Origin of the sequence: Streptomyces alboniger (assembly GCF_008704395.1) — a bacterium.
Classification (GTDB): Bacteria; Actinomycetota; Actinomycetes; order Streptomycetales; family Streptomycetaceae; genus Streptomyces; species Streptomyces alboniger.
Map to the genome: position 1 here is coordinate 6,730,710 of NZ_CP023695.1, position 20,271 is coordinate 6,750,980.

At 66.7% G+C, this 20,271-nt stretch carries 11 protein-coding genes and 3 pseudogenes; 8 read left to right on the forward strand and 6 right to left on the reverse strand.

Going from position 1 to position 20,271, the window contains the following annotated elements:
* Nucleotides 1–161: 161 nt before the first annotated feature.
* A pseudogene (locus CP975_RS29575) lies at nucleotides 162–506 on the reverse strand (transposase); the annotation flags it as partial.
* 652 nt (nucleotides 507–1,158) lie between these two features.
* On the opposite strand from CP975_RS29575, the gene CP975_RS29585 reads away from it, so the two are divergent.
* The 3 genes and pseudogenes from CP975_RS29585 to CP975_RS36015 all read left to right on the forward strand — a co-directional run.
* Nucleotides 1,159–1,896, forward strand: coding sequence for a hypothetical protein (locus tag CP975_RS29585; RefSeq protein ID WP_167532751.1), 738 nt, complete (start codon nucleotides 1,159–1,161; stop codon nucleotides 1,894–1,896).
* Nucleotides 1,893–3,386, forward strand: a complete 1,494-nt coding sequence (locus CP975_RS29590; RefSeq protein WP_055530119.1) for a hypothetical protein — start codon at nucleotides 1,893–1,895, stop codon at nucleotides 3,384–3,386. Before CP975_RS29585 ends, CP975_RS29590 begins: the two co-directional genes overlap by 4 nt.
* A gap of 169 nt (nucleotides 3,387–3,555) precedes the next feature.
* Nucleotides 3,556–3,678, forward strand: a pseudogene (locus tag CP975_RS36015) (Uma2 family endonuclease); the annotation flags it as partial.
* Nucleotides 3,679–3,783: 105 nt separating this feature from the next.
* On the opposite strand, the pseudogene CP975_RS29600 reads toward CP975_RS36015, so the two are convergent.
* A pseudogene (locus CP975_RS29600) lies at nucleotides 3,784–4,176 on the reverse strand (transposase); the annotation flags it as partial.
* A 92-nt stretch (nucleotides 4,177–4,268) separates the two neighbouring features.
* Between CP975_RS29600 and CP975_RS29605 the strand changes: the two are divergent.
* Together CP975_RS29605 and CP975_RS29610 are read left to right on the forward strand one after the other, a co-directional pair.
* Nucleotides 4,269–6,395 carry a hypothetical protein gene (locus CP975_RS29605; RefSeq protein WP_150477547.1) on the forward strand — a complete coding sequence of 709 codons (2,127 nt, stop codon included), beginning with the start codon at nucleotides 4,269–4,271 and terminating at the stop codon, nucleotides 6,393–6,395.
* A 539-nt stretch (nucleotides 6,396–6,934) separates the two neighbouring features.
* On the forward strand, nucleotides 6,935–8,182 hold the full coding sequence (locus CP975_RS29610; RefSeq protein WP_055530130.1) for an SLATT domain-containing protein: 1,248 nt from the start codon (nucleotides 6,935–6,937) through the stop codon (nucleotides 8,180–8,182).
* Nucleotides 8,183–8,474: 292 nt separating this feature from the next.
* On the opposite strand, the gene CP975_RS36020 is transcribed toward CP975_RS29610, so the two are convergent.
* Complete coding sequence (locus CP975_RS36020) at nucleotides 8,475–8,945, reverse strand: hypothetical protein (RefSeq protein WP_246201674.1); 471 nt, start codon at nucleotides 8,943–8,945, stop codon at nucleotides 8,475–8,477.
* Nucleotides 8,946–9,028: 83 nt separating this feature from the next.
* Here CP975_RS36020 and CP975_RS36025 point away from each other — a divergent pair, with 83 nt between their 5' ends.
* The 3 genes from CP975_RS36025 (at nucleotide 9,029) to CP975_RS29625 (ending at nucleotide 14,089) form a co-directional block, all read left to right on the forward strand.
* Nucleotides 9,029–9,316, forward strand: coding sequence for a transposase (locus CP975_RS36025; protein ID WP_246201675.1), 288 nt, complete (start codon nucleotides 9,029–9,031; stop codon nucleotides 9,314–9,316).
* Nucleotides 9,317–9,491: 175 nt separating this feature from the next.
* Nucleotides 9,492–9,836 carry a hypothetical protein gene (locus tag CP975_RS29620; protein WP_070321187.1) on the forward strand — a complete coding sequence of 115 codons (345 nt, stop codon included), beginning with the start codon at nucleotides 9,492–9,494 and terminating at the stop codon, nucleotides 9,834–9,836.
* A gap of 17 nt (nucleotides 9,837–9,853) precedes the next feature.
* Entirely contained in the window at nucleotides 9,854–14,089 is a 4,236-nt protein-coding gene (locus CP975_RS29625; RefSeq protein WP_055530134.1) for a tetratricopeptide repeat protein, read from the forward strand.
* 530 nt (nucleotides 14,090–14,619) lie between these two features.
* Here CP975_RS29625 and CP975_RS29630 read toward each other — a convergent pair.
* From CP975_RS29630 to CP975_RS29640, 3 genes are all read right to left on the reverse strand, one after another.
* The gene (locus CP975_RS29630) at nucleotides 14,620–15,129 is read right to left on the reverse strand and encodes a hypothetical protein (RefSeq protein WP_246201676.1); all 510 of its coding nucleotides are present in this window, start codon (nucleotides 15,127–15,129) and stop codon (nucleotides 14,620–14,622) included.
* A 254-nt stretch (nucleotides 15,130–15,383) separates the two neighbouring features.
* Nucleotides 15,384–16,010, reverse strand: coding sequence for a 2'-5' RNA ligase family protein (locus tag CP975_RS29635; protein WP_150477549.1), 627 nt, complete (start codon nucleotides 16,008–16,010; stop codon nucleotides 15,384–15,386).
* A gap of 716 nt (nucleotides 16,011–16,726) precedes the next feature.
* Nucleotides 16,727–20,269, reverse strand: coding sequence for a hypothetical protein (locus CP975_RS29640; RefSeq protein ID WP_150477550.1), 3,543 nt, complete (start codon nucleotides 20,267–20,269; stop codon nucleotides 16,727–16,729).
* Nucleotides 20,270–20,271 lie beyond the last annotated feature (2 nt).

A 20,271-nucleotide genomic window follows, 5' to 3' on the forward strand; every position in this document is an offset into this window, starting at 1 on the left:
TGCTGTCGGTGCTGGGCGTCGACTGTCGAATAGCCCCCACTGCCGATCGAGATTGAACACAGGGGTCGAAGTGCCGTGTGGGGTGGGAAGGATGGGCGGGTGCTGTTCCGGGTCGTGCGGTCTGACTCATAGTTTCTCTGGCCAAAGTGTCTAAGACCATTTCAGTTGGTCAGTCTGCGGTGGTATATGAGAGTTGTGGTGAAGGCGAGGAAGTGCTCTGGCTTTCGCTCGTAGCGGCGGTGAAGGCGGCGGCAACCGGACAGCCAGGACATGGTCCGCTCCACGACCCAGCGATGTCGGCCCAGATGCCGGGATGACTCCATGCCACTGCGGGCGAGGCGGTGCCGGATACCGGGGGAAGCAAGCCACCGCCGCAGGTAGTGGTAGTCGTAACCCTTGTCGCCGTGCAGCTTGCCGGGCCGCCGACGTCGTGGACCGCGGCGGGATCGGATGGGCGAGATGCTGCGGACCAGCGGGATCAGGGCCTGACTGTCATGGAGGTTCGCGAGCGGCGCAACCCGGCCCACACGACCACCCAAGGTCCAGGGATCTGTGTGCTGGCCAAATCCATGGAGCCCGCCCAAGTGCCATCGCTTCCCAGGCTGAGAGCGCGAGTTCGATTTTCGTCACCCGCTCCACTTTGAGCCCCCTGGCCCTTCGGTCCGGGGGTTGTTTGTTTTCCGGGTGACCTCGGCGACAGGTCCGCACCGGACAGGCCCCCATGACGCCGACGCCGCGGCGCGAGAGATCGACGACCTGGAGGATAAAACCCCTCGTAGCGCTGCCGTGCGCGTGTCAAAATCAGGGAACTCCACACCGTACGGCTCGATCTTCCCGTGATCGCGGACGGAGAACCGTGTGCCTGCCATCCCTGACAGAGAAGCCGTGAGCCCGGGTGACTTACCGGCGCCCGACAGCACCCCGGACACCGAGCCGACGACCACTGAGCCCACGGCCACCGCTCCCGCCCGCGCCCCGTCGACTGATCCTGATCCCGCGGCAACGACTGATCCCGCTGCTCCCACACCTCCGACCGATCCCACACCTCCGGCTGCACCCACCGACGAACCCTCCTCCAGCGGCAACAGCTCAGCCACCAGTACCACCTCCGCCCCCGCCCCCGCCCCCGATGAACCGGCTCCCACCACCCGGAGCCGCGTGAAAACGGTCTTCGCCGCCGCGCTCGGCATCGTCCTGAGCACTGTGCTCGCCGGTTTCGTCACGACGTACTTCGACGTCTGGAGCAGCAGCCGTTCGCCGGTGCCCGTCGGCAGGGGGGCGCACGCCGAGTCGGAGGTCTGGTGGGATCTGACCCGGGACTACAAGGCGGTCAGGCTGAAGGGCCCCGTCGACACCGAGAAGCTGGAACGGAACTACCCGGACGGCGACGCGGCCCTCGACGGGCTGGTCGAAGGCGGCGGGGTCTACGCCGGCATGGTGCGGATCCGGCTGACCCTGATGAACTTCACGAAGGTGCCCGTCTCCATCACCGGCGTACGGGCCCGCGTCACCGCCGAAGAGCCGGTGTCGGAAGGCTCGTTGCTCTCCTGCGGCGGACCGCAGGGCGGGATCGACATCACGCGCGTACGCATCGACCTCGGCAGCCCAACCAGAGCCGCCCAGGAGTACGACGGGAAGGCCCTCGTCGGCCAGTACCCGACGCAGCAGGTGCAGTTGGCGAAGCAGGACGAGCCCGCGATCTTCGACATCCTGGTCGTGGCCGGCGAGACCACCGCGTCCTACGTGCTCGACGTCGACTACCAGCAAGGCACGAACAAGGGCCGCATCGTCGTCGACCAATCCGGCAAGCCCTTCGTGCTGGCCCCAGCCGAGGGCGACGTCCGGGCAAAATACCACTGCGACAACGCGGCCACCGGCTGGGAGAAGAACCGATGACGACCCGTCGGACCTTTCTGCTCGCATTCCTTCTCACCACCGCCCTGCTGGCGGGAGCGGTGACCGTCCTGGCGACGCAGGACTCGCGCGACACGACGTCCCGGAACCCCGCGCCGGATTCCGTCGCCCCCTCCGCCATCGCCCCTTCCGCCCAGTCCCGCACCACGAGGGCGCGCAGCAAGGCGGCAGGCAAGGCGATCATGGGGAACGCGTGGTCCAGCACGTGGTCCGACACCGTCCCCTCGAGCACTGCCGTACCCGCGCGGGCGCTCGGCACAGGGCGCTGCGCTGCCCTGTACGGCTGGGCCACCGCCCGGTCCGCCGTCCCGCGGGGCACGGCCAGCGCGGCGTTCACCTTGTCCGCGCCCGACGACTCCCCCGTAGTGGTGCGTTCACTGCGCATCGTCAAGGGACGGGCCGTCCCCACGCCTCAGGGGAAGGACGTGGAGTGCGTGGGGGCCGTCGACCGGACGGTCGACCAGAACCTGGACGAATGGGGGGAGTTGAGCCTCGACGCCCCACGGGACGTGCGGCTGAGCCGCTACGTGCGTCCGGGCGGTACCACCGGGGGAATCGTGGACGCCCGGACCCTGGGCTGCTCCTGCGAGTGGTGGATCCAATTGGAGGTGCTGGAGGGCGGCGCGGTACGTACCGTACGGATCGACGACGCCGGGCGGCCCTTCACCATCGCCTCTCCCGTGGCCAGGATCGGGACGCCCGCCGACGACGACGCGCAGCGATACGGAGCGCCGGACCTCGCCCTCGCGCGCGGCGACGGCGGCGCAGGCGCTGACGCCCGCGCCACGAACGGTCTCTCTGTGAGCGGGACACGACTGTTCTCCGGCAGCGATCAGGAAATGTGGGCGGTGACGAACCGGAAGGTTCGTGGCCTCGCGCGGATCACCGCCGACCTGGACGTCCCGGGGGCCGTCTGTGAACGCCTGGAACGTTCCCTCATGGCCGCCGATGCCCGTCCGGCAGCCCACGCCACGTACGCCGTGCTGTTCGCCGACAAGTCCCCGGACATGGAAGCCGAAACCGTCACGGATATCTCGCTCCACGTGGAGAGGCCGAGACGCCTCGACGCCGAGCCGATGGGCTACGGCTGTTATCCCGACGACTGGAACCTGCAGATGAACACGTCGAGGGAAGGAGCAACCGTCCTGATCGACCGGGCCGCCCAGGGCGACTCCGATCCCTCCGCTTCCTCCGATCTGCCGGTCTTCACCGGAGAACCCGTGACGTACTACCAGGAATCCGCCCGCGGCCCGGCCACGGACGCATTCTTCTTCGGCGTCTCCGCGACAGGCCCCGCCGACATCGAGTACCGCTTCACCATCGAAGTGACCCTCAAGAGCCGCTCCGGAAAGGTCACCCACTACACGCTGGACGACGCCGGCCGCCCGTTCGTCATCGCCGCGCGGCCCGTCGGCGATTTCCCCGGACAGGGGCAACATCTCTACCGTGAGGTCGGCAAGAAGGTTGGTTGAGAAACTGTTTCAACTCCCGGTGTCACAAGGCAATTTCGGTGCACTGTCAGTGTCGTGAGACGGAATGCGCCTACGGCGGTAAGCACTGGGGCCAGCGGCCCATGGGGCTCCGGAGCAATCCTTCTGCCGCCTGATGGAGTACGGCGCCGACGAACTCGGCTGCATCCGCGGCGGCCAGACCATCGATCGCATTGTGAAGGTCGACCAGTACGCCAAGGCGGGTATCGGCTTCTGCCCGCGTATCGAGCAGGCCGCGACGGGCGTGCCCATGGTCTACACGTATGTACTCGACCGTCGAGCAGGCCCGGCAGCGGACCGCTGCCAGTGAGCTGTGTCTGGGCGGGCTGATCAAGCACGTCACGGAGGTCGAGGTGCTCGCCGAATATGAGGAAGTGGCTTAGACGGCATTTCGCTTGGTCAGTCTGCGGTGGCATGTGAGGGTTGCGGCGATGGCGGTGAAGGCGAGGAAGTGTTCCGGCTTGCGTTCGTAGCGGCGGTGCAGGCGTCGGCAGCCGGACAGCCAGGACATGGTCCGTTCTACGACCCAGCGATGTCGGCCCAGGTGCCGAGATGACTCGATGCCTGTGCGGGCGAGGCGATGCCGGATACTGCGGGAAGCGACCCATCGGCGCAGGTGGCGGTAGCCATAGCCCGTGTCACCGTGCAGCTTCCCGGGGTGCCTGCGCCGTGGGCCGCGACGGGAGCGGATGGGCGGGGTGCCGCGGACCAGGGGAATGAGGGCCTGGCTGTCGTGGAGGTTGGCGGCGGAGATGCCGATCGACAGGGGCAGCAGTCATCACCCCAAACTGCCGCAAGATCACGCCAACTGGAGTGGCGTCTTAGGGCACGGCCGTGTCAGTGGGGGTGGCTACTGTCCGGTGCATGCCGAAGAAGAGGAAGAAGAAGCCGCCGTTGCGGCCCCGAAGCACCGGCGAGGTTCCCCCGCGCGAGGAACTGCCTTCTGAGATCACGCTCGGTGGGCCGCGGGTGCCGTCACGCGGGTGGGCTTTCCAGGCGTTGATCGACGCGGCGCGGGAGTCCGGCCAGCCGATCACGGAGCTCACGGCACAGCCTCCCGAGGGATATTCTTCCGATTTCGTCCCGCAGGTCGATTCCCCGCGGGCGCCGCTCCAGGCGGGGTGGTACCTACGGTCCGACCTGGACGTTCCGGTCTACGTGTGGGTGTTCTCCGAGAGTCAACCCGCCTATGACCCAGACGCGTTGGATCTACGGCGACGGGGGTATGCCTTCTGCGTGGCACATTCAGTGTCAACGCGCGGAGGACGCGACGCCGCCCATGTCCCAGCGGAGGTACTGGAGGCGTGGACCCCGATCGTGGCGCCGGATCCGAGCATCGTGGAGGCCGACCGCTATGGTCGCGTGCCCGACTATCGCACCCCTGCGGGACGGCTGCCCGCAGGATCGCCCCGCATCGTGGGGGTGCTGGATGTGGACTACGCGCGGGTTGCGGGCCGAAACCTGCCTGAACATTGGGATATCGACGTCGTCGGGTTTCTGGTGATGGAACGACAGGACGCCGCCGATGTGCCGGGACAGGAGTTTTGGCAGCAGACGGCGTTTCACACGTTCCGGGATCGGAATCTGTCCGACCTGCGTGCCGCGGCTGCGGACGTCGACCTGATCATCGGACACAACCTCTTCGACGGCGACTACCGCTGTTTGCGGACCTACGGTGACATGCTGGATGTTGGCGCACTGGCCGCGAAGACGGTGGACACGCTGTATGCCGCCCGTCGCGTGGCCGTCGGCGCCGCGTCGCGCACGGCGCGCCTGGGCCTCACTACCTTGGCGCGCGCCCAAGGACTGCGGGAACGGGCGAAGACGGCATCCCGGACCGAGGCCCACCGTGGAATCCGCACCATCCATGACGCGGAAGAGCGCTGGCACTTCCAGCCTGTTTCCGATGACTGCGAACTGATGCTGGAGCTGTGGCTCGAGCTGGTCACCAGCCGACGCCTGCGTAGTGTCCTGCGGTCGGGCGAAGCGCTGGAGTTCCCGGTCGGCGAGGACGCGCTGCGGCTGCTGCTGGAGCCACCACTCACCTCGGACATGTTCACGAATCTGTTGACGACGAAAGGCACCGTCTACCCGCTGCAGGGCGCGGCGCGCAAGGAGAGCGTGGCCCGGATCCACCGCGAGATCGAACAGCAACGGGCCGACGGCACGCTGACCAATCGCCATCCCACCGCCTCACACCGTCAGCGCTGCATGGCACCCAGCGATGAGGGCGGACGGCAGTGCGACCAGCTCATCGAGGTGACGCAGACGTATTGCCGTGCCCATCGTCTCAAGCGGCGCTGCCGAGGCAACCCGGCAATCGGCGACGTCTGCACCGCCGTCGTCCACGGCGAACTGGCTCATTGCCGCTGGCACAGGATAACTGCGCTCTATGTGCCCGAAGGGCAGCGAATCGTAGAGGACTTCACCCTCGCTCTACCTCTTCGTGGCTGGCAGCGAGACAGTGACTGGGGATACGACACAGGGACGCGTTCGTACTTCGCGAGTCTGTACCGCATCGAAGCCGATCCGTCTGGCGAGCCGAGCGTATGGCTTTCGGGCACTAATCCCGACCTCGGCAACATGGTCGCGCTCGCGGACGCTTTGCAGCAAGCGACTGGGGCGACCCGGCAGGACGTCCTGGCGGCTCTGAATGAGCACCGGAGATCACCCCGCGAACGAGCGGTGAGCACGCAGGACTGGGAGCCGGCCGAGTGCGACCGTCCCTGCCCGTGCAGCATCACCAACTGCGGCCACGGCGCACCGTGCCCGGACAACGACTGCAACGGCCACGACATCCACACGATGCGCAACCCTTGCACCGAAGTGGATGTGACGGCGTGGCAGGATCACTTCGACTGCTGTGCGGGCTGCTCCAGCAGCACCCTGGACATCGCACTCCCGGACCGTCCCTGGGGAGAGATACGCGACGACGGCACCGTGTCCGTGTACGCCGGCGTGCACCACCACGAGCTGGGCACCCCCCCGTAGCTGCGTGCAACCTGCAGGTAGTGGGGAGGGGCGCCCCTCCCCAGGAGTTCAGTGCGTGGCTGGCGCCCGAAAGCGCGTGGCGCCAGCCACACGGCCAACAGGGCGACCGCAGCGACGACGCCCGTCGATAACCGGGCCGTCGATCGTCTGGGCGGGCTACCTGCCCGTATCAAGGGTCAGTCGGTGATCTTCGAAAGGTGGTGAATGCTGCGCGTGATCTAGCTGGTGAATTGGCCTGGTGCCAGGATGAGTTAGCCGGTCGAACGGGGGGCTGGGGGTGGAGGGCGACAAACGGCGGATCCAGACGGCGGTGCTGGGCAGCGCGGACTCCGAGGAGCCGCTGCTGCTGCCCATGGAGGCGATCGAGTTGGACGCCTTCCGCCACCGCTATGCGGATCGTTCCTTTTGGTGCGGGAGGTGGCTCGGCGGGTGTGGTCAACTCCACCCCCAGGCAAGAGGGTTATCTGCTTGTGGAAGGCAGGGCGGCGGTAGCGTGCCGTCGACCACACGCCACCACCCTTGACCGGGAGCCACCCGCGATGTCTGGCCTTACCGACGTGCCGCGCGAATATGAACCCGAGACCGCCGACAGTTACGAACCGTGGGTGGGTGATGTCCTGCGCCACCTCGCATACGAAGGCCAGCGGCTGTCCGAGGCCGACATACTCACCCCCCTCCCCGAGGACTTCGTATTGACCTGGGAGGGCGTAGACGCGATCCTCTCCGCCGCATGGAAGACCGGTAGGGAAGAACTCAAGTGGGCCACATATGTCCAAATAGCCCGACAGGTTAGATACGCCAGCGACGATGCATATGTCTTCCATCGAAGGTATGGGGCACCTGACCGATATAAACGGCACGTACGACTTGAGAGTCTTTTCACCGCGGAATCGGGTTCCACTTGGGGCGGCCTCGTTGAAGAGGTCATTGAATCCCTGAATGACCCAAGACAAGAGTACGGATGGAGCCTAGAGCCCGCTCAACAGCACGAGTACGCGAACAGTGTTATCACCTACCGGCGGGATGTCGCGACGGCGGAGCGCCGTATTCGCAGGGCGCTTCTGTCGCAGTGGCTCCGGCTGGTGTCGCTTGTGGTGATGCCGCTGGTTCTGGCAGTGGTCGGGTGGGGAAACCTGTGGCCGGATGACGTGCCGGACCGGCGCACGTTCAACATCGTGACCATCGCGGTGATGCTGGTCCTGGTGGTGGTGTTGCTGGTCGGCTTCCTTCTGCGGGTGAAGGACGAGAAACACGGTGTCAGATCGGTGTTCCTGCTCCGCAGAGAACTGGAGATCATCCATGACCGGTGGATCCTCAACGCCTCAAAGACGCGCCCGACGAGGGAGCGGCGGGACGGCTACCGAGAGCACATACCGCGGGTGATAGATCGGTTGCGGCGAGATACACGGTTCTACCGGCGTATCCACAACTGGTTCCAGTGGGGGGTGTTCTTCGCGTCAGTGGGGACCACGGCGACTACGGCTTTCTGGGAGACCCCGCAGCCGGGTAAGACGATCCTGATCGTGCTGGGGTCGTTCCTGGCGTTCGCCACCGCGGTGACGGGATATTTCAAATTCCGTGAGCGGGCGTACAACCTTCAGCAGACCGCGGACCAGGTAGAGCACCACGCTACGGCCTTTGATCTGGGCATTGAGCCATACGCGGATGCGGACGCGGCGGTAAACCTGGAGAGGTTCGCGGAGAACGTAGAGCTACTTCGGATAGAGCAGCGCAAGCGGGAACAACAGTTGGAACAGCCGCATCAGGGGCAGGCCGACGTCATCTGACCGGTAGCAGGACGGCCGTCAGTACGGCCAACCTGAACGATGCGGCACCTCGTGCGAGGGGTGAACCGCAACAAGGGGCTCCGTTACATGGCTGCCGACATCATCACCCAGTTCACGGGTACGCCGGGATCAGCGGGAGGCGCCAGCTCTCCTTGACGGGGGCGGTGCTGGCCGCCGAGGAGTCGGTCACCGCGGCCGGGTACCGAGCTCTGTTGAGGTGGGCCAGGAGGTCGGGAGCTGTGAGGCGGGCCGGGGCGGAGGGGACCGGCCCCTACGGGGCATCCCTGACCCGCTATCTGCTGGCCCAGGGGTGGACGTGTTTGATGTGAACTGGATGGACCGGGCGGATTGCCGTCGGCGCGGCAAAACAGATCCGCTCGATGCACAGAACGCGGAGCGCGCCGTACTGAGCGGACGGGCCTGCGCACGGGCCGAATCGGGCGACGGGCCGGTGCAGATCGCGAGAATGTACAAGCTCACGAAGGCGTCGGCGGTTATAGCCCGCACCCAGGCGAACCAGCTCAAGGCCGTCCTCGTCATCGCTGATCCCGCTTTGCGGGAAGAGCTGTCCGGCCTGGGCAATGCCGAACCCTTCCGTACCTGTGCGCGGTTCGCCGAGGCGAGCCGTCGTGCGGACGTCGGTGAGGAGTCGGTGCTGCAGGCCACCTGGATCACGCTGGGGCTGCTGGCCTCCCGGATCGGACAGCTTTCCGAGCAGGTCCGAGAGGTGGATGTTCGTCTGGCCCGGCTGGTGGAATGCCATGCCTCGCAGCTGCTCGATGTGGTGGGGATCGCCCCGGACATGGCGGCTACTTTGCTGATCACGGTGGGGGACAACCGGAACGGTTGGACAGCGAGGCGTCGTTCGCCGCTTTGTGCGGGGTCAGTCCAGCCGAGCGTTCCTCGAGGCGGCAGGTCCGTCGCCTCAACCGCGGCGGCTACCGTCAGGCCAATGCCACGCTGCATCGCATCGTGTTCACCTGTCTGCGGGTCGACCCGCGCACCCAGGACTACTACGAGCGCCGCATCAAGGAGGGCAAGACCCGGCGCGAAATTGTCCGATGCCTCAAACGCTACGCGGCCCGGGAGGTCTTCCACCTGGTCAAACAGCTACAGCCAGACCCCCGCTCATAGGGGCTGTGTGACATGTGAGGACCCCCGTCGGCTTGCTCCGGCGGGGCGTCGTTCATGTCGCACGGATCGTTCGAGGTACGACCGCGGACAACCCGGTCCGCCGGAACTAGTGGCAACGGGATGAACGTCCTTGCTATACCTGCGGAAAGGCTGGCCAGGGGGGAAGGCGGACGGAGTGACACGGCCGTGGAAGATCGTGCTGATCGTGATCGGGGTGGCCTGCATCGTGGCGACACCGATGGTGTGGTTGCTGAGCGGCCCGGGGACCGGTGAGCTGGTCGGGGCGTCGTCGCAGGTCGGCACCGGGGTCGCAGCGCTGGTGTGGGCGTGGTTGCAGCCCCGGCAGGGGGACTCGGCCACGGATACCGGCCAGGCGAGGGCGTCCGGTGGTGGGTCGGCGCACACCGGGATCCGCAGGCCCGGTGGGGCGGGCACGGGATCGGCGCGGGTGGATCGGACCGGTGACGCGACGGCTGGCGGGTCCGGCAGCAGTGCCGGTACCGGGATCGACTACAGCTAGTCTCGGGGAGCGGGTTGATGGAGGACGAGAACGGGTCTGGCGACGCACGGCCGGGCGCCGAGGTGCGGGACAGCGGCGACGCCCGCGCGACGGACGGCAGCACCGCGATCACCGGAGTCAGTGCGGCGACGGCGGGCAGCGCGCCCGGCTCCGTCTCGGTCAGGGCGACGGGGGCGGCGTTCGCCTCGCACGGTGGGGTGGCAATCACTGGGTATGTGGCAGGCAACGTCCGTGTGACGCTGCCGTCCCTACAGTCCCGCTTGGTGCAGGAATCCGTCCTGCCCGGCGAACGGCGCCCGCGCCTGTTCGGGCGCGAGGCGGAGATCTCCGCCGGCCTCGACGTGCTCCGACGCGCGGACGGCGGCGGCCGGGCGGTGGTCGTGGTGACCGGGGCTCCTGGCATCGGGAAGAGCGACGTCGCCCTGCGCATGTCCAGGCTGGCCGCGGAGTGGTACCCGGACGGCCAGTTCCACATCAATCTCGCACTGTCGACCGGCCCCACGGATCTCGTGTCGTCCATCCTCCATGCGCTCTTCCCACCAGAGCCTCCCCTGCCGGACCGCCGTGACCAGCAGCTGGCGCTGCTACGGACGACGCTTGCCAGGAAGCGCGTCTTGTTGCTCGTCGACGACATCGTCTCGGAGGAGGCGCTCCTTGAGGTCCTCTCCGTCGATGGCCCGTTCGCGCTGGTGGGGACCAGCCGCGTAAAGCTCAGCGGGCTCAGCGGCCTGGTCCGCCTCATCGACCTTGGTCCGCTCCCGACCGCGCCCAGCGAGGAACTCGTACGGTCGGTCGCCGGCCCCAGCAGGCTGACCGGCGAGCAGACGACTGCGCTGTGCGCGGCGTGCGCTGGTCACCCGCTTGCCCTGCACATCGCCTCGGCGCACCTGGCCCGTCGGCCCCGCGTGAACGCCGACCGCTACCTGTCCGAGATCACCAACCCCGATCGGAGCGTCAAGGCCCTCGTTGCTGGCCAGACCGCGTTGCAGCCTGTGTTCCAGCAGAGCTTCGACGCGCTCGAACGTGACCAGGCACAGGTCTTCTCCGCGCTCGGCGTACTGCCGCACATGTCGTTTACCGTCGATGTCGTCGCAGCGAGCATCGCACCGCCACCGCTGGACGAGGTCGACGACGGCAACCTCACGGACACGGCTGCGCTCCTCGACTCGCTGGTCGAACTCAGTCTCATTGAGCAGCTCGACGACGACCGGTTTGTGATGCACGAAATTCAGCACCGCTTCGCCCGGCTGACGTCCGCGCCGTGGTCGGGGACGCAACGGGTGGATGTCGTCCGTCACGCCTGTCTCATCACAGCCGTCCGCGTGCGGTCGTCTACCGATGCGATCGGTTTCCTGGACGAGGAGGCGACCGTGCCTGCCGAGAGCAGTGCCGAAGCGCTGCGGTCGCTGGACGCGGACCGTTCTGGCGCGGTTGCGCTCGTCGAGACGGCCCGGCAGTACGAGGCATGGGAACACCTGCTGCTTCTCGCCTTCGCGCTCACCGAACACCTGCGGGTTGCCAGTCACTGGGAGGATCTGGACCGCGTCTACCGGTGCGTACAGGAGGCCGGGGAGCTAGCCGAACACACCAACTGGACGGCCACCGCGCTGTACAACCGGGCTGTGGTTGCCGGGCACCTCGGTGAGAGCCAGGATGCGGTAGATCTGTATAACCGTTGTGCCGAAACGGCGCGCGCGGTCGATGATGCCGAGTATCTGTTCATGGCGCAGCTCGGTCTGGGGACGCTGCTGATCAACCTGGGCCGGCCCCGCGACGCCATCGATTACCTGCGAAGCGGACTGCACTACTGGCGGACCGTCGGGCATCATCAGGTACTCGCGCTCGCCCTGGCGCACTTGGGCCAGGCGTACCTGGCGGTCGGACAGACCCGCCGGGCTGAAAACTACCTGCGCAACAGCCGGGACCTGAGCCGGAACAGAGGCTTCGGCGAGATGCTCGCCACCCGGTCGATCGGCACACTGCTGCGCAGCACGGGCCGAGTGGCGGAAGCGGCGGAGGAGGCCGTCCGGGACATCAAACGGGCACGGGTCATCGGCAGCCGGGAGTGGGAGGCGCGGGCGCTGATGGACCTCGCAGCGGTCCCGGCCGGCGCCCGGCCGGAATCGGCTCCGGCCGAGCCCCTCGAGGCCGCTCTGTCCATCCATCGGGAGACGGGTGACTTGCAGGGCCAGGTCCGGGCATTGTTCCGGCTCGGTGAGGATGCCGCGCACCGCGCTGACCTCGACCCGGCCGCGACCTACCTCGCGCAGTGCGCCGAGCTCGCCATCGGGATCGGCGACCATCAGCATGCGGCACGCTCCCTGACCTATCTCGCGTCATACAGCGGCGGCATCGGGCACCACGACACGGCGGAGGCCCAGTTCGAGGTCGCGTCGGACATGGCCCAAGAGTCCGGCAGCCCAGTTCTTCAGGCAGATGTCCTGCGGAAGCGTGCCCAGTTGCTCTGGCACCGGGGGAGGATCGGAGACGCCGTCAGCCTGCTGACCGAAGCGGAGCAGTCTCTCGCCGCCACTGACGAGAGTCAGGCACTCGCCCAGGTGCGGGCGGCCCTGGGCGAAGCCCTAGTCGTCGAGGGGCAGTGGCAGGACGGCGCCCGCATGCTGCAGTCCGTAGTCTCCGACTTCAGCGACGTCGCCTCCCCCCGCACTCGGGCCCGGGCGACGCGCGCCTTGGCCGTCCTCCACTCGCGACGCGGCCTGCACACCGAAGCCCTGTCCGCGATCACCAGGGCACTCGACGACTGCGAGCGGCACAACGACGTCGACGGCGTCCTGCACTGCCGGATGGCACTGGGCAACATCCATGCACGGGCCGGGCGGTGGGCGGAAGCCGCCGACCAGTACGAACAGACCGCGCGAGCCGCCGCCGAGCACAAAGATCTCCATGTCCTCCTCACCGCCCGCGCGCAGGCCGCGACCTGCATGCTGCATACCGGCAATCGGGACGAAGCCGCCGCCCTGATGACAAACAACATCCCGCTCGCCGAAAAGCTTGGCATGGACACCGTGCTTGCATCCCTGCACACCAACCTCGGCTCCTGCCACGCCAAGGCAGGCGATCACCCCGCCGCGGCTGCGTCCTTCCGCACGGCCTTGCAGATCAGCGAAGGGCTCGGCGATGGCCCGCTGCGCGCCACTTGCCTGTTCAACCTGGCCCGCGCCGAGAAGGCTCTCAAGATATCGGAGGCCGCACGTTCCCTAGCCCAGCAAGCATTCACACTCCACCAGGACCTCGGCAACTGGCCGGAGGCCGGCGAGGCCCTGGCCTACCTGGGCGCACTCCACCACGAGCTCGTGGGCGGCGGCCCGGTCGACCAGCGCGTCCTCGAATCACTCCGTGCCCGTACCCTCCGGGACGATCGCGGCAATGCCGTGGTGCCGTCTCCCGGCCTGCCCCGGCTGCGCAGCGTGCGGATTTCCGACACAGTGCAACAGGCGCTGAGCGCATTCGATCTGGAGTCGCTCACGCTCCAGTTCGCCACCTCCAGGCAGTACTGCGCTATGTGCAACCTGATCATCGACGAGTCCGGCGAAGCCGAACTCCTCTACCTCCGCCACCCGGACGTCAACCACCCGATGCTCCGGCTCACTCACACCGGTTGCCACCTCTCCGAGGTGATCGAACTCACCGGCCCGGCCCCCAAGCGCTCCCCGGATCGCTTCGACGCCGAATGCATCCTCTTTGGTGGCAACCGAGCGGGTATCGTCCTCGACTGCCACGGTGGCTGGGAAGCGATCCAGGGCAGCCGCCGCATCGAGGACGTCATCCTCCGGCTCTTCCTGGAGTCGGGCTTCACCAACCTGCGCACCCTGTACACCAACAACGGCGGCAAGCCCCTCGACCTCCGCGACCTGCCGCCCGTCCCGGGCAGGAACCTTCAGGCCCGCCTGGTCGACAACAAAATCACTCTCAGTAGCCCCCACTACGATCTCCTGCCGGGGCTGCCGCTCAACTTCTTACCTCACTGGTATGAGCGGGCCCATCATGGCTCGCTAATCGTCATCGTCGGCCGAAACCTTCCGGGCATGGTGGCGGACGACCCCACGTACCTCGAGCGCGCCATCCTCCTCGGGCAGGCTGTTGGCGCGGCCGTGCCGTTCGCGGTGGTGCGGCCACGCAGGAATGCGCCGTGTCCATGCATGATGCGGCGGGGGCGGAAGTTCAAGCACTGCTGCAGTGGGAGGGAAGTATCGGCGAGTCGGGGGGTGCTGCGACCGCCCGGCCATGATTGAACTCGTTGTCCGTTGCGATCGGCGACTGCGGCGCGTTTGATGCGGACGTCCGCTGTGACCGGATGGTCCTTATCCGCACCCGCTCGCTGTCCCGCCGCGCCCGCTCCAACAGCGCCACTGCCTGCGCCAAATCACGCACCGAAAGACAGGCGCCGGTAGGGTTGTCGCACGAGGACAACGTATGGCGATGGTCCTCGCCGAGGAGATCCGCGAACACTCCCAAGGCTCGACGGACCTCGGCTATTAGCCGACAAGGACAGTTCTTGGCACGCAAGGCAGAGGCCGGAAGTAAAAAGAACTCTGGCGACACCGGCTTCGGCGCCGCCCTCGGTGTGGTCGGCCAACACGCCTATGCGAGCCCGAAGATCTTGCTACAAAGGTCATATTTTAGAGGTATGCGGTCACGTTTCGCAATTTGCTGATTGCCAGTTCACGAGGCTCTGGAATGAGGTCCGGAGTGCGATGTCGATCTTCGACGCCTCCAGTGCGTGCAATGCCATGCACGAGGCGCCTGGCTGTGCAGGGCGGGCCTATTCGTTGACGATTCCGGTGATGGCGGTGGATCCAGGTCCAGCGGCCTCCGCGTCTCCGGTGTGCGCGACCTTCGACGGGCCGGGATGGCTACCGCTGGCGTTCCGGATTCCAGTGATCGCGCTGCCGCCGTCGCGGGCCGTCGCGTTGCCGGTGTCGATGGCCGTGTCGCCGACCGAGGCGGTGAGGGGCTCAAGGAGCGCGCGCAACTCTGCTGCAGCACCGGACTGTTCGGTCGCTTCGAGGCGGTCCAGCAGGGCCTCGAACCGTCCGGCCCACAGCCCTTCCTGCCGTGCCCGCTCCGCGCTGGCATCGCCTGATAGCGGGGGTACCAGGGCTTGCGCGGTGCGATCGAGCCGCACGAGCTCCGCCCTCACGCGCTCGGCGTCACCGCGGCCGACCAACTCCCCGGCACGACGCTGCGTCACGGGCCAGAACGCGGTTCCCACGGCCCGGACCACTGCTCGTCCGCCTTCTGCCGCCAGTGCCGTCAGCTCTTCAAACAGCATGCTCGCCCCCATTCGCGGCCGCATGCCGCAGGACAACCTCTCACGACTCACCCGTGTACACGTTCGGAATTATCGAGAAGTTTCCGCGGCGACAGCGGTGAGGAGCGTGTGCTGCATCTCCAAACGGTCCCGCGGGTCCAGTCCTGGCCGCCGCAGGAACTCCCGGAGGTCGCGGGGCGCAGGGCGCGACCGAGGGTGGGGTGCCGGCCTCGGGCTGTGATTGCGGCCAGGGGCGAGGAACTGCCGGGCGATGTCTACGGCCGGTCCGGGACGCCGAGCGGCATGGTGAACCGCGGTTGCCAGCCTTCCTCCGTCAGCACCACCAGCTGGACCGCCACCGCACGGGTGTGCAGCGGTAGCAGACTGCCGATCGCAGCACGGACATGGGCGGCAGCTGTCGGGTTGTCCGCACCCATGGCGACCGTGACATGGGCGGCGGGCCGCGCCCCGAAGCGGCCCTTGTACGGGCGCAACCCGGGCCACTGGGTGCGGAACGCATCGACGATCGTTTGGAGTCCCGGAACGGTGACGGCGACGAAGCCGGACTCCGTCACGACCTCCTCCAAGAGGAGATCAGCTGCCGGGAAACTCGCAGCCAGGGAACGCACGCCCTTCTCGTCCTGATCTGTCAGCGCCGATTCCAGCACGAACGGGTAGAGGAGCGAGACATGCGCCGGCACCCCATGACGCACCAGAGCCGGGTCGATACGCCACGCCGCATCGAGGAGCGGAGCGGCATCGGGCAAGACAACGACGACGGCAGTGGTCCCTGGCTCTGGCACGCCGTCATCATCGCAGGCCAGTCCGCTACTACGCGCGTTGCACTGGGAGGTGGGCGAGGGCAACGAGTTGGGCGTGGTCGAGGCGGTCGCGGCCGACATGTTGGCTGGTGATCCACGCCCCGTATGGTGCCCGCTTCCGTCCGGGACGTGCTCGATGCGGGCACGTCCGGCGATGCCGCCCTCGCGTGTGGCTCCGGGTTTGGGCTCTGACTCACTTTCCGGATGTTGTTGGTGATCTTGTCGCGGCCTGTGGCACGGAGGTCTTGTACCCCCTGAGACTGCCGGATTTGCAAGCCGATCCCGAACAACTGGCACGCCCAGCGGGCGTAGTAGGACTTGAGAGGCGGATTGGTGCATCCAGTACGCAGCCACTGGGCCGCCATCGAGGCACGGCTGACGACCTAGCACCCGGTCATGACCCGGAAGGCGCTGTCCCGGAACACGTACGGAATACCCGGGCTAGTCCGAGCGAGGCCAGGAGCTGGGCAAACGCCAGCAGTCGGTAGGGGCCGTTGTATCCCCTTGGCGTTCACTGGATCACTCCAGATCGCAGGAATCCCTCTGGCACGACAGCATTCAGTGCTGTCCCCAACCTCCCAGGTCAGTACACCTACCTGCACGTCGGGAGAGTTCGGGTGGCCTGGTTCCTCCTGCGTATCTATGGGAGTTGGGCAGCGAGCTCTTTCTTACCGTGCTCCGTGAAGACGAAGTGAAGGCTTCGGTTCGCCTTTCATATGGTGAGGACGGTGGCCGCCTTCAATCGGTTACCTCAGTGGTGTTGACCGCCGTCAACCGCTCACAAGAGGCAACCGCGGTCATTGTCCGCGGACTCGTGCGGCACGTTCTCGCTCTTCAGCCTGGTGAAGCAGCGCCTTCTGCTGTGAGCGGCCCGCTGCCGCGACCGCGCGCAGCGCAGGCACTCGGTCGGCAAGCGCGGTGAAGTAGTCCAGAAGCTGAGAATGCATCCGTGAGCGGTCCCCTGACCAAGAGTCGTACCAAGCGACAGCCGCCGCGACCCTGTCAGCACTCGCTCCCCGCTCCAACAGGAGCGGACCGATCTGCTCTACGGCCATGTTGCGCTGCCCGAAGAGGGCGTCAACCAGTTTGTCAGGGCTTACAGCGTGATCGTCGAGCAGCTGCTGGGCCAACTCGCTGTCCGAGCCGACGAGATGAATGAGGGCGCTGTGGCCGACGCGGGGCAGCCGGATGCATTGAACGGCCAGACGTAGTCGGTGCGGACGTGGGAGGTGAGCGAGGATGTGATCACCGTCGTGTGGGAGCGGCGAGGCGTACCAGCCCTTGGCGGTCATGTCCTGCAGCCGCTCGTGAAACCATGACTCGAAGGTGTCGGCGTCATGCTCCGCGAGGTACGCGAGGACTTTGCCCGCTCGCCACTGGCTATGCGGGGGTAGGTGATCGATGCGCAGGTTCTGCATCGCGCGGCGCCATGATGTCTGCCATTCTGCTGGCAGGACGGGGCCGTGTGGTGCTCCAACCGAGAAATTGATCGCTGCGCTCGCGGCGATGGCAGGGACTGTGTGGATGAGCAGGCGGTGCATGACATCGTCTGGCTCGTGGCGAATCAACGTCTCCAGCAGTGCCGCGTCCTCGGTCCGCATCGAGTCGATCACCAGCTCTCCCGTCTGATCCACCACGCCGCGCGCGAGGACGGCGCTGATGACAGTGGGGCGGGAGGCGGCATCGTCGAGGGCCGCGCACAACATAGGCGGCGGCACCGCGTCGGGCGTCGTGGTGAGCCACTGCGTCAGGGCAGTCCCAAGCAGCAGGGTTTCACCTGATTCGGCGGCTGCCTGGTACCAGGCAGCCGGGTCGGTCATCAGTTCGCCCATGCGGATGGCTGTCAGGTAGCCGGTGTATTCACCGAGGACCTGTGCCTGCTCAGCCAGTTCGCTGAATCGGGCCACTCCGGCGCGAGGTCCCAGAGCAATCAGTTTCTTTGCGAGTGTCTTCGCTTGAGTGAGCACCTGCTCGGTGGCTGCCTCGTAGTCACGGGTGAAGTCGACGCTTCCCCATTCACAGAAGGACTGAAGATCGGGGTCGACGTCGAATGTGGGCAGCTTCTGGCCAGCCGTTTGAGCACGGCCTTGCATCAGGGCGAGTTCGCGGTGGGCGCGCATCACTGCACCTGGGCTGTTTTGCAGCAATGGGTGGAGCGAAACCAGAATACTGCGTCCTCCCTCAGCGCCACACCGGATCTGCTCGGCTGTGGGCGTCTGGCCACGGGAGGCGACGCCCAGGCCGAGCCGGACCCATCCCAGTGCCATGTCTAGCAGGGGGACCAGCGCGACGGGCGGGCAAGGAACCTTGTCCCCCCTTGTCGCATCGCTGATCAGAAGCGGCACTACCTGTTCCCACAGGCGGAGCAGCCTTGAGAGATTGTCTGCGGAGTCAACGCCGTGGGCGAGAGTGACCGTGGTCGGTGCCCCTGGGTCCGGCCAGTTCCCTGATACCTCGAAGTTGAAAATGCCCGCCAGGGCTTCGGTGGCTACGCTCCATTGCTCGACCGAGGCGCGATGGTGGCGCATCCAGTCGAGTACCGCCCGCAGCAGTCGGGTGCGGATCTCAAGGGATGTACCGAAGTCGGGATCGATCATGCTGGCCAGATCGCAGAGCACGCGCAGCGGATGATCCGGGGTGGAGTTCCGACGACGCCTGTCTCCCACCGCCAGGGCCAGCAGTCCTCCGATCGCTTCCGGTAGCAAGAACTGACGTGCGCTCTGGATGAGTTGCTGGGTTGCTGCATCACTGAGGCGGTCGACGGCCATCCCATACAGCTCTTCTGGTTCGCGAGGAGTGGCCAGCACGGCCAGAGCCCCGCTCGCCGCGAACCGGGCCGCGCTGGGGTCCAGGCGGGCGTACTGCGCCACCACGGCGAAGGTGCTCACGTCCCAGGACGTGGGGGCGGACAGCGACTGGATCCACATCTCTGCTTGTGCCCGCGCCTGCGTGGAAGGGGCCACCTCGGCTGCGGACATCACCGCAGACACAAGGTTAAGTGCGTGGTCGGGGAAGGCATCGACCAGCGTGCCCCACGGCCGTCGCACCGGGCTGGTGAAGAACCAGCGTGCTACCAGCGGCGCGCACAGGGTCGGCTGCAGCCGCCAGACGTCCTCCACGGACTCCACCAGGCCGTTGTGTGCGAGGCCCTCCATCATGCCGGACAACTCAGCGGGAGCCGCGCCGACCAAGGGTGCGAGGGCGTACAGCGTTTCCGGCGATGCACCACCCAAGGCGGCCACACATGCCAGCGCATCCAGTGCGGTGTGTGACGTTGTTGCCTCGCTCAGGTACCGCTCAACATGCGCTACATGCGCTCTGCCGCTGAAGACGTCCCCGCTCTGCCCACTGGCCAGCAGCTCGCACAGCGTCACCGCCCAGCCCGGCCGACCGTCCGCTTGGTCAAGTACTGCGGCCCGGGACCGATGACCGGTGACACCCGCGGAGGTGACCAGCGTGTTCATCTCCGTCCGTTCGAGAGGGCCCACGTTGATGATCAGTGCCCCGGGCAGCCAGCTACGCACCTCATCAAGCTGATCAGGCCAGGTTGTTACCACCGTGGAGAACAACAGATCGGTCTGTCGGCGGACGTGTCGCAGGATACGCACTGCATCAGGATGAGCATGAGCATCGTCCACGACCACTGCTCGCGGCAGCACCAGAAGCAGGTCGTCATGAACGTGAGCCAGCGAAGTGGGCTCTACGTAGACCACCCGATCACCGAGCTGACCGGTGAGTCGAGTTTTCCCCACCCCCGGAACTCCAACGAGCACTACGTCCCGACAGGCGTCCACTGCAGCCGAAAGGGCCTCAACCTCGCTCCTTCTGCCCACCAGCGGCGGTGGGCTCGATACCAGAGGTGCCTCCAAAGGCTCGTCGAGCAAGGCACCTAGTCGGCCCTCGATACCCAACAGACTCTGCCGCCATGCCGCATCACGCACCAACTGGTGAACGAACCACTCCTGCGCGTACACGTGGGCTGGAGGGAGTCCTCGGTCCGAGCACAGTTTGTCAATAGACCTCCGAGTGCGAGCGTCGACGGGGCGCGAGCTGGCCACGACAACGAGGTCGACCTGCAAGCCCTCCTGCTGCATCCGACTCAGGCCGTTGCGCACGTTGGCTATCGGATCACCGGTGGTGACCATAAGGCGTCCCCGCGCCTGAGGATCATTGCTGTCGGAAGGAAAGTAGATATCTGCGTCACGGCCGAAGTCATGGCCGCCCTCGACCGCCGACAGCCCCGGATACCGAGACTGCAACAGGGCACAAGCGCACCGTTCGAACTCTGCTGGATGGACAGATTCGTTGAGAGCCTGCCGCACGCGAGCCGGAAGATTCACAG